Consider the following 17,048-nt stretch of genomic DNA (forward strand, 5'->3'; position numbering starts at 1 on the left):
GTAATGAAAAAGTTAATTTTATTATTGTTTCTCTCGATATATGTAATGGTCTCACGGGCGGATGAAGGGATGTGGTTGTTGTCTCGTTTGAAACAATATAACGAGGCTCGAATGAAAGAGCTGGGGTTGAAAGTTCCTGTTGATGTGATTGTTGATAGTTTGAGTCAAGCCATTATTTCTTTTAATGGTAACGGGACGGCTTCTTTTATTTCAAAAGACGGATTGTTGGTGACGAATTACCATTGTGCGTATGCGGGAATACAGCAGAGTAGCTCGGACGAAAATAATTATATCCGGGATGGCTTCTGGGCGAGTCGTAGAGAAGATGAGATTCCTTTGAGTGGGATAAATATTTCGATTAACCGGGTGATTAAGGATGTTTCTGATGAGGTAAATGCAAAATTGATAGGGGTAAAAGCAGATCGGAAGGTAATATCTGAAATTTTGAGTGGAATTGTAGCCGGGTACAGGAAACAATATCCGGGCATGCAGGTGAATATTCGGAGTTATCGGAATAATTCGCTTCACGTGTTATACGTGGCACAATCTTTCTCGGATGTACGTTTGGTAGGGGCTCCTCCTTATGCTATTGCGAAATTTGGAGGAGAAACGGATAATTGGACCTGGCCTCGTCACGGGTGTGATTTCGCTTATTTAAGAGTGTATGTATCAAAAGATGGGAAATCAACGGGTTATCATGCCGATAACGTGCCTTATCATCCTGATGTGTATCTGAAAGTTTCCACGGAAGGGTATAAAAAGGGTGATTATGCCATGTCTATCGGTTATCCGGGGTACACGAATCGAAATGCAACTTCGATGCAAATCTGGGAAACACAGCATGTATTGAATCCTCCGATGATTAAAATACGCACGGCCAGACAGGAGATATTACAAAAATTCATGCGGGAGGATGAAAGTCTTCGTATTAAATATGCGGAGAAATTTGCTTCATCGGCTAATTATTGTAAGAATTCGATCGGAATGAACCAATGGATCGAAGATCTCAAGGTTTGTGAGAAAAAAGCCGAATACGAACAAGCTTTTTTAAATTCCTGTAAAAATGATTCCGTGCGACAATATTATGAATCCGTGCTTCGGGATATAGAGAAGGGAATTAAAGATGCGGCTCGTTATCGTATAGCTATGGGATATTACGTGGAGGCATTAGGTGAAGGATGCGAGATGTTGCGTTTTGTGTCTAGTTTCGGGAAAGCTATTCCTCATGCGCAACGGGATAAGGGCGAGATGCGTGCAAACCTATTGGTAAATGTGAAGATGTATTATAAGGATTATTCCGAAAAGGTTGATCGTACCGTTATGAAAGCCTTGTTGAAAATAGTGCGGGATGATTTGAATGCAGATTTGTTACCGGAATTTTTTGAAACCTTGAAAAATGAGTATCGGGGGGATGTTGATAAGTTTGTCGATGATTTGTATGAACATTCCGTGTTTGCAAACCAAGAACGTCTTTTGGCGGCGTTGGATAATCCGAGCTTGAATATCAAGGAGGATGTCGTTTATAAAATGTCAGAACAGTTGGAAAAAAAACGTGGGGAATTGTTCCGCTTGGTTGACGGTAAAAGGGCCGTGGCTCAGAGGGCTATTCTTGAATATAATAAAGGGATACTGAATTTTGATCAACAGAATTATTATCCTAATGCTGATAAAACGATACGTCTTTCTTATGGTACGATTTGTGATTTGCCGTTGGAGAATGGTGACGTTAAACCTTTCCAAACTTGTTTAAGCGGGGTTATTAGAAAGGCAAAATCTGATAATCCTGATTTTTATTTACCGGATAAGTTGAAAAAGCTTTGGGAAAGTAAAGATTTCGGTCGATACAACCAAAACGGGGATGTTCCTGCTGATTTTATCATGAACGGGGATGTGACCGGAGGTAATTCCGGAAGTCCTTTGTTGAATGCGAAAGGGGAATTGATTGGATTAGTGTTTGATTGTAATTGGGAATCAATGACTCGTGATTTCAATTTCGACCAAAAATTGCATCGTGTAATTTGTTTGGATGTCCGGTATTTACTTTTCATCACGGAGAAATATGCCCATGCGGAAAATGTTATTAATGAGATATTAAAAGATTAAAACAGATGGTTTTTAGATATATACTTACATGTTTATTCCTTTCTTTGGTGACGACAACGGTATTTGCTCAAAAGGCCGCTTATATAATTGTGTCGAAAGAAGAAATGCAAATGGTGGTGTATGATGAGAAAGGGGAAGAGTTGTTGAAATTTCCGATTGCTTGTGGAAAGAATTACGGACAAAAGCAAAAAGCCGGAGATAATCGGACTCCGGAAGGTATTTTTAAAGTCGTTAGTCAAGAACCGGCGGCACATTGGACGTATGATTTTGGAAACGGACCGGTAAAAGGAGCGTATGGTCCATTGTTTATTCGGTTAAGTACTCCGGGATTCAAGGGGATCGGGATTCATGGAACACATGATGAAAATACGGTACCCGGTCGGGAAACGCATGGATGTATTCGATTGAAAAATGCAGATCTTGTGCGATTGGCGAAAATCGTGGATAAGGGAACTCTTGTCGTTATTTTACCCAGCCGTGGGGATGTGTTGGCGACGTTAGCGAACAAAACAGGGGTGAATGAGAAATTGTTCTCGTATAAAAGTATGTAAATATGAAGGGATTATTAAGTATAATAGCGTTTGCCTGTTTGAGTGCCTGTACTAATGTTTGTCATGTACAGGGACGTATTGAAGGTGGCGAAAAGGATTTGCAAGTTGTTGTGTTGCGTGATCTTCAAAATTTTCAATATGATACGATTGTAAAGGCGAATTTGCATGATGGAAATTTTGAGTTCGATTTACCTGAAGAGTATTACGGTGAGGCTTACGAAATGCAATTTGGTGATCTTCCCGGTCGGGCTCTTTTCTTTGCGGAGAGAGGAACGGTTCGGGTTGAGGGACATGTAGACTCTATTTTCTTTTCAAGAGCTTCAGGAACAAGGGGGAATGATGAATGGCGGATGTATAGGAAGACGGAACAAGAAATTATACAACAACGTGATAAAGAAATGTTTGGTCCGGAAGTACGGGCTTTGGAGGGAGAGTTGAAGGTTGCTGAACAGAAAAGGATTTTGAAAAAATTTGGAGAAAAGATGTTCCGGTATCAAGAGGAATTGATAGGTGACGGAAATTCGTTGGCTGCTTTATATGTCTTTTGGAAAAGGTTTTTGGCTATGGATGCCGATGAAATTGATTCTCTACTGAAGCAATTTGGTCCGGAATTGTCTAATCATCGTTATTATTTGGCCATGAAAAATAGAGCTGACGTGTTAAGACGGGTAGCTCCCGGGGCAATAGCTCCATTGTTTACAGCAATAACATTGGAAGGGGATTCTCTTTCTTTAGCTGACCTGCGAGGGAAATATGTGATTTTAGATTTTTGGGCTTCTTGGTGTATGCCGTGTCGTGCCGAGACTGAACACGTGAAGGAGTTATATGACCGGTATCATGATCGGGGATTGGATGTTTTTTCTGTTTCTTCGGATAAGGATGAACGGGCTTGGAGGCAAGCGATAGAACAAGATGGAATGGTTTGGAATCAAGGTATTTTGCTGGGAAAAAATAAAAAGCACGTGTATGAATTGTATGGTGTTGTTGGGATACCGGCTATTTGGGTTATAGATCCGGAGGGGAAGATTATTGCAAAGAATTTGAGAGGAGAGAAATTAAAAGATTTTTGTGCTAGATTGTTTGATTAGATTAGAAGAATGAAGTTGACTGGAGTTGTATCTGGTCAGCTTTATTCGGATCGTATGACGATGAAAAACAAAAAGGTCACCATGATAAATTTGGTGACCTTTTTCACATTAGGTTGTTGCTTACAATTTATACTGATACAATTGTGCCAGTATGCTGTAATATTCTTTTTCCACGTCGAGATAGCTTTGTTGACTGTCGTAGAATGTCGAGAGTTCCGTGAAGTAGTCGATCACGGAGAGTTGTCCGGCATTCAACGCCTTGTTGAGTAATTCAACATTACGTTGTTGTTGTAACACCTTGGCGTAGTCTGCACGGGAGATTTGCAGGGCTTCGGCTTGTTGATAAAGCTGACGCAAGTTCGTCTGCAAGTTCAGGCGGTTATCAGCTAGTGATGCAGTGGCAAATTCGGCTTGTGCTTTTGCTCTTTTCACCGTGTTCTTGTTCTCGAAAAGCGGGATGGATACACCTACCACGAAACCATTGGAGGCCACGTGATCTGTTGCCGCGTTGCGTTTGTAACCGACATCAAATTTGGGCAAAGCGAGTGAACGACTTAATTTCACTTCCCGGTTGGCGATTTCTTGATCCCCGGTAAGGCTTTTCAGGCTGGGATCAGCTTCCATGAAGGCGGCTTGCAACTGTTCGAGAGCGATCAGGTTCTCGCTCATGGGATACTCTGTTGCGTCAAACGTGATCGAGGTGCCTCCGTTTAGATTTTGGAGTTGCTCCTCAGCAGCGGTCAAGGCAGCTTGGTTCATGCGGCTTTGATTCTGGGCGTTCAATAATTCCAGTTGGATTTTGTTCAATTCCAGTTGATTGGCATCACCCGATTTGAAACGCTTTTTGTAGTGCGAGAACATGGCTTCCGCATTGGATAAACGTTCATCCAACAAGGCTTTTTGCTTCCGCAGGTAGATGATCTCTATGCAGGTTTGTTTAGCCGTTAAGAGAAGTTGTTGACGATATGCCGCAGACTGGAATCCGATCGTGTTGGATTTCAAGGCAGCTAGTTTATTCTTGTTCGTGTAAGCCGAAGGAAAATCGAGAGACTGTTTCACCGTTAGCGTGTATTCTGAACCGGGGTTGTTTCGGTTGCCCCACATCTGCTCCCATTCCACGGAAGGATTGGCGAGGAATTTCCCGGTTTGCGCTTCGAGTTTCTGGGCATCGGTCATTTTCTGGTTGGCTTGTAACGACTTGTTGTTAGCTTCAATGCTTTTCAGCACGTGGTCAATGCTGTTCTGGGCTCTCGTGGTGAGAGTCCCCAATAGCATCAATCCGAGTATATACAATTTATATGTTTTCATTTCTTTATTTTCAAAGGGTTATTTTCTAGATTCTCGATCTCTTTTTGCTTGTGATTAAGCAGCAAGTACATGATAGGAACCACGAATCCGTTTAATAAAGTAGAACTTAGCAATCCTCCTAGTATTACCTGTGCCATAGGGCTTTGAATTTCATTCCCCGGAAGATCTCCGCCCACTGCTAACGGGATCAAGGCTAGAGCGGAGGTCAGGGCTGTCATCAGGATCGGGTTCAATCGGTCGAGAGATCCATGTATCACGCTGTCATGTAGAGACATCCCTTCTGAGCGCAGGTGATTATAGTGCGACACGAGCAGGATCCCGTTTCGGGTTGCGATTCCAAACAGGGAGATAAACCCGATGATGGCAGGGATACTGATAATGCCCGACGTGAACCAAATGCTGAGTATTCCACCGATAATAGCTAACGGTAAGTTTAACATGATGATCCCGGATAACGGCATACTATGGAATTCGTTGAATAATAGCAAGAAAATCAATAGTATGGAAATCATGGAGGTGAGGAACAATGTGCGTGAAGCCGCTTGCTCGCTCTCGAATTGTCCGCCGTATTCCACGTGATAACCTTCGGGTAGGGTAATTTGCTCGTCTACCGTTTTCTGGATATCCTTGACTACCCCGTTCAGGTCACGTCCGGCAACATTGGCCGATACGACGATTTTCCGTTGCACGTTTTCCCGGCTGATCGTGTTGGGGCCGACGAGGGGCAGGATTTCAGCCACGTAGTGGAGTGGAATCTTTTGTCCGTTGGCATCAATCATCAGGTTGCCGATCTGTTCCATGTTTGATTTATTGTCATCGTGTACCTTCACGGTGAGGTCGAAAACTTTTCCTCCCTCGTTTACTTGTGACACGACTTTACCGGAAAGAGCCACGTTGATGAACTCGGAGAATTCCGGCAGGGTGATGCCGAATTTGGCAAGCATGTCCCGTTTCGGTTTGATTTGCAATTGCGGGCGTTCGATTTGCTGTTCCAGTGTCAGGTCGGCGATCCCGTCGATTTTCTGGATCGCTTCCTTGATTTGTCCGCCGATGTTATAGAGTTTATTCAAGTCGTTTCCGAATAGTTTGATAGCGATATTGGCTTTCGTCCCGGAAAGCATGGCATCGATACGGTGAGAAATGGGTTGTCCGATTTCGATATTTACCCCTTTCAGGTCACCTAGTTGATGGCGCACGTCGGCGAGGAATTCATCGCGGGTGCGTTTGTCCAGTTCGAAAGGTGCTTCCATTTCGGACACGTTTACACCCAAGGCGTGTTCGTCCAGTTCGGCACGTCCGGTTTTTCGGGCCACGGTCTGTATTTCGGGTATTCCCAAAAGAATCTCCTCGGCCATACGTCCCATGTTATCCGATTCTTCGAGAGAGACTCCCGGCAGGGTACTGATATTGATCGTGAGCGATCCCTCGTTGAAGGGGGGCAAGAAACTACGTCCCAATCCGGTCATGATGACAATCGTGAAGATCAACAGGGCGGCACTGGTTCCGATCACTACTTTTTTGTGGCGGAGTGCCCATTCCAAGGCTTTTTTGTACCATACTTTCAAGGAGCGAGACACGAAAGGTTCCTTTTCGTTTTTCTTTAACGCTCTTTTAGTCGTCAACATGTAACTACATAATACTGGGGTCAGGGTTAGAGCGACGACGGTAGATGCGAATAATGCCACGATGAATGCGATACCGAGCGGGATCAACATGCGGCCTTCCATTCCGGAAAGGAAGAATAACGGCAGGAAGCAAGCCACGATGATCAACGTGGAGTTTAGGATCGGCATACGAACCTCTCGTGAGGCTTCGAATACCACTTTGAGCGTGGATAACCGTTCCTCAGCGGATTTCAATTGATTCTCTCGCAGTCGTTTGTATACGTTTTCGACGTCGACAATAGCATCGTCAACCAGAGAGCCGATGGCAATAGCGAGTCCTCCTAAACTCATGGTGTTGATTGTTAACCCTAGGGCATGAAGGGTTAGAATTGCCACAAGTAATGATAATGGCAGGGCTACCAGTGAGATAATGGTGGTACGTACGTTCATCAAGAAGAAGAAGAGTACGATGATCACGAAGATAGCTCCCTCGAACAGGGCTTTCTGTATGTTTGAAATAGAACTTTCAATGAAGCGGGATTGACGGAAGATATCAGAAGATATTTTTACGTCAGAGGGTAATGTCTTCTGTAATTCTGTGATGGCATTATCTAGCTTTTCCGTCAAATCCAGCGTGTTGGTGTTCGGTTGTTTCGTGATAGTCACGAGCACGGCCGGTTTGGCTCTTTCTGAAGCCAGTCCCAGTTTAGGTTCTTTCGGGCCGATTTGCACGGTTGCGATATCGGATAATAGTACTGGAACATTATTCACGGTTTTTACGACACCTTTACCCAATTCTTCCACGTCATTTGTGGCAAGAAGACCTTGTACGATATATTCGTTACCGTACTCGTATAGAATACCTCCCGTGGAGTTCTGGTTCATGTTGTCGACCACGGCAAGCACTTCATCCATGCTGATCCCGTAATGTTTCATCCGGGCGGGATCAAGTAGTATCTGGTATTCCTTGATGTCACCGCCGATGACAGCAACCTGAGCAACTCCTCCCGTGGATAACAGGCGGGGACGGATCGTCCAGTCGGCAATGGTTCGTAAATCCTGCAAAGACGTACTATCGGCAGTAAGGCCGAAAATCATCATTTCTCCAAGAATGGAAGATTGCGGTCCCAGGGTGGGGCGTCCCACGTTACTTGGGAGAACGTCTCCCAACGTGGATAGTTTTTCGGAAACGATTTGACGAGCCGTGTAAATGTTCGTACCCCAGTCAAATTGTACCCAGACAACCGAGAATCCTGTTGTCGATGATGAACGCACGCTTTTCACGTCCGTGGCTCCGTTAACGGCTGTTTCAATCGGGAAGGTTACCATGCGTTCCACTTCTTCCGGTGCCATTCCTTGTGCTTCGGTCATGACCACCACGGTGGGCGCGTTCAAATCGGGAAATACATCCACTTCCATTTTATGCGCCGTGTAGGACCCCCAAAGGAGTAAAGCTATCGACGCGATCATTACCACCAGACGGTTGTGTAATGAGTATTGTATAATCTTATTTAGCATCCCTTATTAATTTTAGATTTTAGATTTTAGATTTTAAATTTTAGATTCCAACCGCACGATCTCACGCTTCATTTTGGAACTTTGAATTCTAAACTCTAAACTTTTAGTTTTTATCTTTTAACTTTTAACTTATTAGTGCTCGTGGCTATGTCCGTGAGGAATTGCACTGGAAGCGGAGGCCATTTTTACCTGGTATGCGCCTTTGGTAACAACACGATCACCGGGGTTCAAGCCTTTCACGATTTGTACCTCTTTGCCATTGTTGGCTCCAAGGGCAACTTCCTGTTTACGATAGCCTTCCTCGTCGATTTGCACGTACACGTAATGGATTCCCATTTCGTTGGTCAAGGCTGACACCGGAATGGATAACGTGTTTTCAATGGGGGCTGAAATAAGATATACTTCTACGAATGATCCCGGGATAACTTCTCCCCTATTGTCAAATTCGAAAGACACAGGAATGAAGAATGAATTCTCGTTGGAGGCTTTCCCGAACGAAAGTAAACGTCCGTTCAAGTCAGACAGAGAGTACATTTTGTTATCATACGGGGTTTTGAAATTAGCCGTGCTCACGCTTTGCAGGGCGTTATAATATCTTTGAGATACTTCGGCGCGGAGTACTAGACGTTGGTTTTGTGAAACCGTGGCTAACGGTTGTCCAACCGTGATGTATTCTCCCTCTTTCACTAGAATATTCTTCACGTGTCCGTTAATCGGAGCGTTCACGCTGACTCCCTTGGCCGTTTTGTTGCTAGAGACAGCTTCGTAAGCGGTCCTGGCATTTTCGAATTCGAGTTTCGTGTTTTCGAATTCTTTTTGGGATATAATTCTGTCCTTCACGAGAGCTTCGGCCCTGTCATAGTTGGCTTTTGCTGCTTCGTAAGTCGCTTTTACTTTCGTGTAGTAATCTCCCTCGGCCATGTTCTTGGAGGATATCTGGAATAGGGATTGTCCTTTTTGAACACTTGAACCTTCTGTCAATTTGTTGGAGGAGAAAGATACGACTCCATTGCTGGTGGCTACGACAACGGCTTCGTCTCCGGGTGCTGCCATGATTTGTCCCGTGGTTTTCACGACTTGATTGAAAGAACCGGGTTGTATTTCTTTTACCTCGAAAGTAGTTTTTGCCGCTTGTGCTTTCGGGAAAATGATTTCATCACTGTGTTTGGCTTCCGTTTCTTCATGGCTGTGTGCTGCATGTTCCTTTACGGTTTCATGTTCGTGATCGTGTTCCTCGCCTTCATGTTCGTGGTCATGTTCTTCGCCCTCGTGATGATGACCTTCATGGCTATGTCCCGCGTGAGTTTCCGTTTCTGTGTGTTTGTGTTTATCTTGTGATGTTTGGTTTTTGCATCCCCACAAAGAGATGGCTAATATGGTAATAGCATAAAAAATAGTTCTCATAATAAATGATTTAATGTTGAGAATAAAAATAATAAGTGATAATTGTCCGGTTCGTACCGGGCAGAAAAATTCTATTTTAAGCTATTACGACAGGAGGGGCCCTTCCTGCAGAGGTGAGGCTCCACGTGATCGGGTGGAGACGTTCCAGATAAACGATAGACGGAACTTCTTTGGGTTTTCCGAGAAGTAATAACGAGTGATCTAACCCGGCAAAAGCCAGCATGGGCAGGAATAACTGATCCGGAATGAGGTCAGGATAGCAATTACACTCGTCATGATGTTGTTTTATAACATTGGTTTGAAATAATAATTTGACTTCACATTCTTTTTCACGTGAATTGGATTCATGTTCCTGTTGACATCCTTCCCCTATTTGTGAACTTTGTTCATGTGAAGTCGTGAAACAGATTAATTTTCCGTGATGATGATGAGGGACAATAGACGACAATAGCATAATTATGCTAGCAACAATGAGCGGTATAATAGCTATCTGTCGTTTCCTCATGAATCGCAAATGTTTAATCTCCGCAAACTTAGCTTTTTGTTCGCAGATTTGCAATAATCATCAGGAGTTTAATAAAACATTAACTATTTCTGTATCTGTTTCTCGAAGCCTTTTAGCATCAATTCGGCGGAAGCGGGATTCGTGGCTAACGGTACGTTGTGAACATCACATACGCGCATTAGCATTTGTACATCCGGTTCATGGGGATGTTTTCCAAGCGGATCACGAAAAAAGAGTACCATTTGTACTTTATGCTCTGCGACTTGTGCGGCGATTTGTGCGTCTCCTCCAAGCGGGCCGGAAAGAAGGCGTTCTACTTTTAATCCTGCATCCTGGGCATGCTTGCCGGTTGTTCCGGTTGCGATGATCTCGATGTTTGCCGAGTGCATGAAATCATGGTGTCTGTTCAGGAATGCAACCATTTCGGCTTTCTTCCCGTCATGTGCGATTACTGCTAGTTTCATTTTCATGTTATTTTAAGTTATACATATATATGATGTGAGTGCTACCAACTAAAATTGATTGTCGATTTTAAGATTGAATCCGTTTTCATGAAAAAGCGTTTGCTTTTGGTTAAATGGTAATCTTTCACGACACTGTCAGCCAAGCTCTCCGGAACCACGTAATAACGCAGGCGTCCTTCCTCGTAAGGGCGATACGTGTAAAATTTCAGGGGTTCCATGGCATAACGTACGGGCAGGCCTTTAGGTTTCGTTAAAGTTAAACGAATGCATATTCCCCCATCCGTACCTTGATAGTTTTGGTTCGAGATAAAGTTGCCGAGGGAGTAAACGGTAACTCCCAACGTGTCCTTGTCGGACATGACGTATTCAATGGGTTGCACCACGTGAGGGTGAGAACCGATAACGATGTCAACCCCTTGGTCGTGTAACCATTTACCTAGTTCTTTCTGTTCTTTGTTCGGATGGGTATGATATTCGTATCCCCAATGCATGAAAGCAATAATATTGGTTGCCGAATCCTGACGGGCCTGTTGAATATCCCGTTTGATAATCGTGGTGTCGATGAGTGAAACGACGAAACCTCTGGGAACCGGAAGGCCATTCGTGCCATACGTGTAGTTGAGCAAGGCTATTTTGAATTCTTCTTTTTGAAGGTAAAGCGGATGTCTTTTTTTATAACTGAGCGTGTCCGTGAATATTCCCGTGTGAGGAATACCCAGGGAGTCGAGATAATGGACCGTGTTGGTGATCCCCTTTGCTAGTTGGTCACAGCTATGATTGTTGGCGGTAACGAATGTTGTTACACCCAGACGATGAAGATCTCTGGCAACTTGCCAAGGGGAACAGAACCGGGGATACCCGGAAAAGTTTTTGTTTGATAACGTTGTTTCCAGGTTGGCGATGACAAAATCTGCATCCATCCAATAGGGTGCGATGTATTTGAAACACTTTAAGTAGTTATAATCTTTTTCCGAGGGTTCATGAGCGCTGTAAATTTGTGGTAGATGTTGAATAATATCTCCGCAAAAGAATAGCGTGAGTGTTTGTGGGGGGGATGGAAATTCCAGTGAATAATCGGAACGTGTGGGAATTTTCTCTTCCTTGCAAGAATAGGATAATAAAAAAAAGATGCAAGATAGGAGATATGTTGTGTTGTGGCGCATGGCGGGTATAAAAAAAGCCGTCCGAAGACGGCTTTAAATTATTTCGTTAATTCAAACTCGAATTCTTCTTCGGCAGGAGGAATACATTGTCCACCGGAGCAAGACATATATTCTATGTAGCCTACTAATTTAGCTTTGTCTTTTTTCAGTTTCACCCGTTGTACGAAAGTAACTGTTCCTTCGAAATATTTCAATTCCATGTTGAAGGCTTCGCTTTTTTCAGTTTTGGGTGCCGTGGTGGCTTTGAATTCACCCACTAATTCAATGTCTTTAGCCTCATCTTCGTCCAAGTTGAATGTTGTAGGAAGAGGACCATTCTCAGGTAATTTCGTGTCATACAAATGCCAACCGCTTTCAACGGTAGCTTTACAGATGATGTCATAAACACCTTCGCTTACTTTCTTGAAAGAAATTTGCCATTTCACTGGTTTCAATACCTGTGAATTTGCAGCTCCAACCATCATGGTTAATATTGCTGTAAGAATTAATAGTCTTTTCATGAATCAATTAAATTAGTTTTTAAAATAATTTCTCTCTAAAATTTAGTGATGCAAAGTACAAAATTATCGAGAGAAATTATGTTAGCTTATAGTTAAAATTTTTATAATGTTTTTTTCACGGCCACTTCTTCGAAGCTTTCCACGAAGTCTCCCGTCTGGATGTCGTTGTAATTGTTGATGTTCAAACCACACTCGAATCCTTTGGCAACTTCCTTCACGTCATCCTTGAAACGTTTTAATGAACCCAATTCACCCGTGAAGATCACGATACCATCCCGGATCACGCGTACTTTGGAGCTACGGGTAATCTTTCCGTCTCTTACGATACATCCGGCAATCGTTCCCACCTTGCTAATCTTGAAGGTCTCAAGCACTTCCACGGTAGAGGTGATCTCTTCCTTGAATTCTGGAGAAAGCATACCTTCCATGGCGGCCTTGATTTCCTCGATCGCCGTGTAGATGATAGAGTAGAGACGAATATCGATCTCTTCTTTTTCTGCCAGCTTCCGGGCATTCATGGATGGACGTACCTGGAAGCCGATGATGATGGCGTTCGATGCGGCAGCCAACATGACATCACCTTCGGAGATTTGTCCCACGGCTTTGTGGATCACGTTCACCTGGATTTCCGGGGTTGACAGTTTGATCAAGGAGTCGGACAATGCCTCGATAGAACCGTCCACGTCACCTTTCACGATCACGTTCAACTCCTGGAAGTTGCCGATTGCAATACGTCTACCGATTTCATCCAGAGTGATATGTTTCTGGGTACGCAGGCCTTGCTCACGTTGAAGTTGTTCGCGTTTGTTTGCTAAAACACGGGCATCTTTTTCGTTCCCCATGACATTGAATTTATCTCCAGCTTGAGGCGCTCCGTTCAATCCGAGAATTAATGCCGGGCAAGCTGGGCCTGCCTCTTCCATTTTACTTCCCCGCTCGTTGAACATGGCTTTCACGTGTCCGAAATATTGTCCGGCAAGTATCACGTCGCCTACGCGTAGTGTACCGCTTTGTACTAGCACGGTGGCCACGTATCCTCGTCCCTTATCCAAGGACGACTCGATAATTGAACCGATGGCTTTTCGTTTTGGGTTGGCTTTCAATTCCAGAATTTCTGCTTCTAGTAAAACTTTTTCGAGAAGGTCTTCCACGTGCAATCCTTTCTTGGCAGATATTTCTTGGCATTGATATTTACCTCCCCATTCTTCAACCAGGTAGTTCATGGCGGCTAGTTCTTCCCGGATCTTGTCGGGATTAGCTCCCGGTTTATCAATCTTGTTGATTGCAAACACGATAGGTACTCCTGCCGCGCTAGCGTGATTGATAGCTTCTACGGTTTGTGGCATGACGTTATCGTCAGCCGCGATGATGATAATGGCAATATCCGTTACCTGAGCACCTCTGGCACGCATGGCGGTAAATGCTTCGTGTCCAGGAGTATCTAGGAATGTTACGGTCCTGCCATCGGCAAGTTTCACGCTGTAAGCTCCGATATGCTGGGTGATACCTCCGGCCTCTCCGGAGATCACGTTAGCTTTACGGATATAGTCGAGTAAAGATGTTTTACCATGGTCAACGTGTCCCATTACAGTTACGATAGGAGGACGGGCTTCCAGATGTGCTTCTTCCTCTTCTTCTTCTTCGTCAATCGCTTCCTGAATGTCAACGCTTACAAACTCAACCTCGAATCCGAATTCTTCAGCCACGATATTGATGGTCTCCGCATCCAGACGTTGATTGATAGACACGAACAAACCGAGTGACATACAAGCCGAAATTATTTCAGCCACGGAAATGTCCATCATGGTCGCTAACTCACTGACCGTAACGAATTCCGTAAGTTTAAGGATGCTTTTTTCCATTTCCGCCTGCTCCATTTCCGCCTGCATCTTCTGGTGTACGGCATCCCGTTTGTCTCTCCGGTGCTTGGAAGCTTTGGTTTTTCCCTTGCTTCCCAGACGGGCAAACGTGTCTTTGATTTGTTTTTGTACGTCTTCTTCAGAAATTTCAGCCTTGCTGGCTTTCTTTTTCTTTATCTTTTTGATCTTTTTCTTGCTTTCCTCTTGTTTAGCGGTTTTGGAAGTGTCGATGTTGATCTTTTCATCTTTCTTCAAGATACGTTTTCTCTTTTTACGAGTTTCCGATTCATCTGAATCTTCTTCTGTCTCGTTTCCCGCTTCTTTTTTCTTGTGTGCGAATTCATCCGTGCTTTTTGGGGCTACCAATGATTTCTTTTTGAGTTCACGTTTATCTTTCTCCCGCTCTTGTTTGCTTTTCTTCGGGGGTCTTGTACGTTGGTTGATCGCATCCAGATCGATTGTCCCGACAACTTTCACATCCTTTATCGCGGGAGTCGGCGATTTGTAGCTAACTTCCTGACTTTGTCTTCCCGTGTTGGATGATTCTTCGTTACCCGGAGTTGTCTCCTGACGGTTCTCTCCTCTCGGTTGTTTAATGATGACTTTAGGAGTCTTCGTTATAGGAGTCGGGGTTTCTTCCCGTTCTTTGGGTTTTTCAACGTTTTTTTCTACTTGTACGGGAACATCCTCTACTTTAGGCTTAACCGGATTCTCTTCCTTCTTTTCCTCTTTCTTCTCTTCAACCTGTTTCTCTTCTTTCTCCTCGATCTTTTCTTCTGGCTTGGGTTTATTCAACTTGTTCAAGTCAATATGATCTACAACTTTGATTTTATTTTCCAGTTTGATCTCGTCCTTTATAGATATGAACTCTGGAGCACGTTCCTCTGTACCATTGTTCATGTTGTCAATGGTAATTGTTTCTTTTTTCAACCGGGAGTTTTTCAAATCTACTCGATTGGATTCCCTTTTTGCCTCGCTATCGGTGGAAAACTCTTTGGCTACCAAAGAGTATTGGTCATCTGTTAATTTAGCATTTGGATCAGATGAAATCTTAATCCCCTTTTCTTGTAGGAAATCCACTATCGTGGACAAGCCTACGTTAAATTCTCTAGCAACTTTACTTAGTCTAACTGCCATATTAAGATTTTATTTTACAAGCATTATAACCTTGAGCGTCCCTTATTCAAATTCTGCTCTTAATATTCTGAGAACATCCCTGATGGTTTCTATCTCAAGATCAGTCCTGCTCTCTAATTCTGATTCACTTAATTCCAACACGCTCTTCGCTGTGTCACAACCTACGCGTTTCAGTTCTTCGATTACCCATGGTTCGATTTCATCGGAGAATTCTTCCAAGTTCACGTCTTCTTCCTCCGCGGTCTCTAGTTCACGGTAAACATCGATTTCATATCCGGTAAGTTGACTAGCCAGTTTGATGTTCAAACCTCCTTTACCGATAGCCAGTGATACTTCTTCCGGGTTGAGGTAAACATTCGCTCTTTTATTATTATCGTCAAGTTCAATTTTATTGATTTTGGCCGGGTTCAAGGCACGTGTGATGTACAATTGCACGTTGTTCGTGTAGTTGATCACGTCGATATTTTCGTTTCTCAATTCCCGGACGATTCCATGAATACGAGAACCTTTCATCCCGACGCATGCTCCAACCGGGTCAATACGATCATCGTAGGATTCCACGGCAACTTTAGCACGTTCTCCGGGTACGCGAACCACGTTTTTAATCGTGATCAAACCATCGAATATCTCCGGTACCTCGTTCTCGAATAATCTTTCAAGGAACACGGGGGATGTTCTGGAAAGAATGATGTAGGGAGAAGCGTTTCGCATTTCAACCCGGATCACGACAGCCCGGATCGTATCTCCTTTTTTGAAGAAATCGCTGGGGATTTGTTCTTGTTTCGGGAGAATCAACTCGTTTCCTTCATCATCCAATACCAGTATTTCTTTCTTCCATACCTGGTAAATCTCTCCGGTCACGATCTGTCCTACTTTTTCTTTATATTTCGTGAAAATATGGTCTTTTTCGAGTTCAAGGATACGAGCGGAAAGGTTTTGTCTCAAAGCCAATACCGAGCGTCTCCCGAAATCTTTAAATTTCACCTCGTCGGTAACCTCTTCACCTACCTCGTAGTCCGAATCGATTTTTTTAGCTTCCGTCAATGAAATCTGTGTGTTCGGGTTCTCGAAAGCATCGTCTTCCACCACGATACGGTTTCTCCAGATCTCCAAGTCCCCTTTGTCTATGTTTATAATGATATCAAAATTCTCGTCTGTGTCGAAACGTTTGATAAGCATGTTTCTGAAAATATCTTCCAACACTCTCATCAAGGTTGCCCTGTCAATATTTTTAAGCTCTTTAAATTCTGCGAATGAATCTATTAAATTAATGGCTTCCATTTTTATTTTTTGTATTTAGAAAACAACAATATCTTTAACCTCCTTTATGTCAGTAAAATGAATTTCCTTCTCCACTTTAACGATACTTTTCTTCTTTTTTCCTTCAACAGCAACTTTTTCTTCGCATTCCATGACGATCCCTGCTTCGGAGTGAGATTTTAATATCCCCTGTAATTTCTCCCCGTTTTGCAGCTTGACTTCCACCTGATTACCCAAGTTCTTCTCGTATTGTTGGGGAACTTTGAACGGGTAACCGATTCCGGCGCTTGAAACTGTCAAATCATAATCTTCGATATCCCGATCAAGTTGTGCGTCTAATTGTTTGCTGATGGCCACGCAGGAATCCACGTTAATGCCTTTCAGTGAATCGATATAAACCTCGATCGAGTTTTCCAAAGATACCTTCAAGTCCACCAAAAACAATTCTGTTCCCTGCAGCATTGTTTCAATAATGTCTTTTATTTCCTCTGTACTTTTCATTCTACTCTTTAAATCTAAGATAACAGAAGAGGGGACTAATCGCCCCCTCGTTTGTTAATAACCGATCGCAAAGATACAATTAA

13 protein-coding genes are annotated in these 17,048 nt (G+C 43.5%); 3 read left to right on the forward strand and 10 right to left on the reverse strand.

All coding sequences use genetic code 11. The annotated features are described in order from the left end of the window. Positions 1 to 3: 3 nt before the first annotated feature. The 3 genes from DWW52_RS19365 to DWW52_RS19375 are packed head-to-tail and all read left to right on the forward strand — an operon-like array spanning position 4 to position 3,742. The gene (locus DWW52_RS19365; protein ID WP_118717458.1) at positions 4 to 2,103 is read left to right on the forward strand and encodes a S46 family peptidase; all 2,100 of its coding nucleotides are present in this window, start codon (positions 4 to 6) and stop codon (positions 2,101 to 2,103) included. Positions 2,104 to 2,108: 5 nt separating this feature from the next. Further along, the gene (locus DWW52_RS19370) at positions 2,109 to 2,654 is read left to right on the forward strand and encodes a L,D-transpeptidase (RefSeq protein WP_118717460.1); all 546 of its coding nucleotides are present in this window, start codon (positions 2,109 to 2,111) and stop codon (positions 2,652 to 2,654) included. Positions 2,655 to 2,656: 2 nt separating this feature from the next. Then, a complete protein-coding gene (locus DWW52_RS19375) occupies positions 2,657 to 3,742 on the forward strand; it encodes a peroxiredoxin (RefSeq protein WP_118717462.1) in 1,086 nt (361 codons plus the stop codon). Between the two features lie 120 nt (positions 3,743 to 3,862). Here the strand turns inward: DWW52_RS19375 and DWW52_RS19380 are convergent, their stop codons facing one another. From DWW52_RS19380 to rimP, 10 genes are all read right to left on the reverse strand, one after another. Then, entirely contained in the window at positions 3,863 to 5,050 is a 1,188-nt protein-coding gene (locus DWW52_RS19380; protein WP_118717464.1) for a TolC family protein, read from the reverse strand. Beyond that, on the reverse strand, positions 5,047 to 8,172 hold the full coding sequence (locus DWW52_RS19385; RefSeq protein ID WP_118717466.1) for an efflux RND transporter permease subunit: 3,126 nt from the start codon (positions 8,170 to 8,172) through the stop codon (positions 5,047 to 5,049). The genes DWW52_RS19380 and DWW52_RS19385 overlap by 4 nt, the downstream gene beginning before the upstream one ends. Positions 8,173 to 8,304: 132 nt before the next feature. Then, positions 8,305 to 9,576, reverse strand: a complete 1,272-nt coding sequence (locus DWW52_RS19390; protein WP_118717468.1) for an efflux RND transporter periplasmic adaptor subunit — start codon at positions 9,574 to 9,576, stop codon at positions 8,305 to 8,307. Positions 9,577 to 9,652: 76 nt separating this feature from the next. Beyond that, positions 9,653 to 10,081: a DUF6769 family protein gene (locus tag DWW52_RS19395; RefSeq protein ID WP_148315414.1), complete on the reverse strand. Its 429-nt coding sequence runs from the start codon at positions 10,079 to 10,081 to the stop codon at positions 9,653 to 9,655. Positions 10,082 to 10,164: 83 nt separating this feature from the next. Next, on the reverse strand, positions 10,165 to 10,545 hold the full coding sequence (locus DWW52_RS19400; RefSeq protein ID WP_118717472.1) for a methylglyoxal synthase: 381 nt from the start codon (positions 10,543 to 10,545) through the stop codon (positions 10,165 to 10,167). A gap of 41 nt (positions 10,546 to 10,586) precedes the next feature. Then, entirely contained in the window at positions 10,587 to 11,708 is a 1,122-nt protein-coding gene (locus DWW52_RS19405) for a CapA family protein (protein ID WP_118717474.1), read from the reverse strand. A gap of 38 nt (positions 11,709 to 11,746) precedes the next feature. After that, positions 11,747 to 12,208, reverse strand: a complete 462-nt coding sequence (locus DWW52_RS19410; protein WP_233556990.1) for a protein-disulfide reductase DsbD domain-containing protein — start codon at positions 12,206 to 12,208, stop codon at positions 11,747 to 11,749. 101 nt (positions 12,209 to 12,309) lie between these two features. Beyond that, positions 12,310 to 15,204, reverse strand: coding sequence for a translation initiation factor IF-2 (gene infB / locus DWW52_RS19415; RefSeq protein WP_118717476.1), 2,895 nt, complete (start codon positions 15,202 to 15,204; stop codon positions 12,310 to 12,312). A gap of 42 nt (positions 15,205 to 15,246) precedes the next feature. Further along, complete coding sequence (nusA, locus tag DWW52_RS19420) at positions 15,247 to 16,485, reverse strand: transcription termination factor NusA (protein ID WP_118717478.1); 1,239 nt, start codon at positions 16,483 to 16,485, stop codon at positions 15,247 to 15,249. Between the two features lie 15 nt (positions 16,486 to 16,500). After that, positions 16,501 to 16,965, reverse strand: coding sequence for a ribosome assembly cofactor RimP (gene rimP, locus DWW52_RS19425; protein ID WP_118717480.1), 465 nt, complete (start codon positions 16,963 to 16,965; stop codon positions 16,501 to 16,503). Positions 16,966 to 17,048 lie beyond the last annotated feature (83 nt).

It is taken from the genome of Odoribacter sp. AF15-53, assembly GCF_003479425.1.
GTDB lineage: Bacteria > Bacteroidota > Bacteroidia > Bacteroidales > Marinifilaceae > Butyricimonas.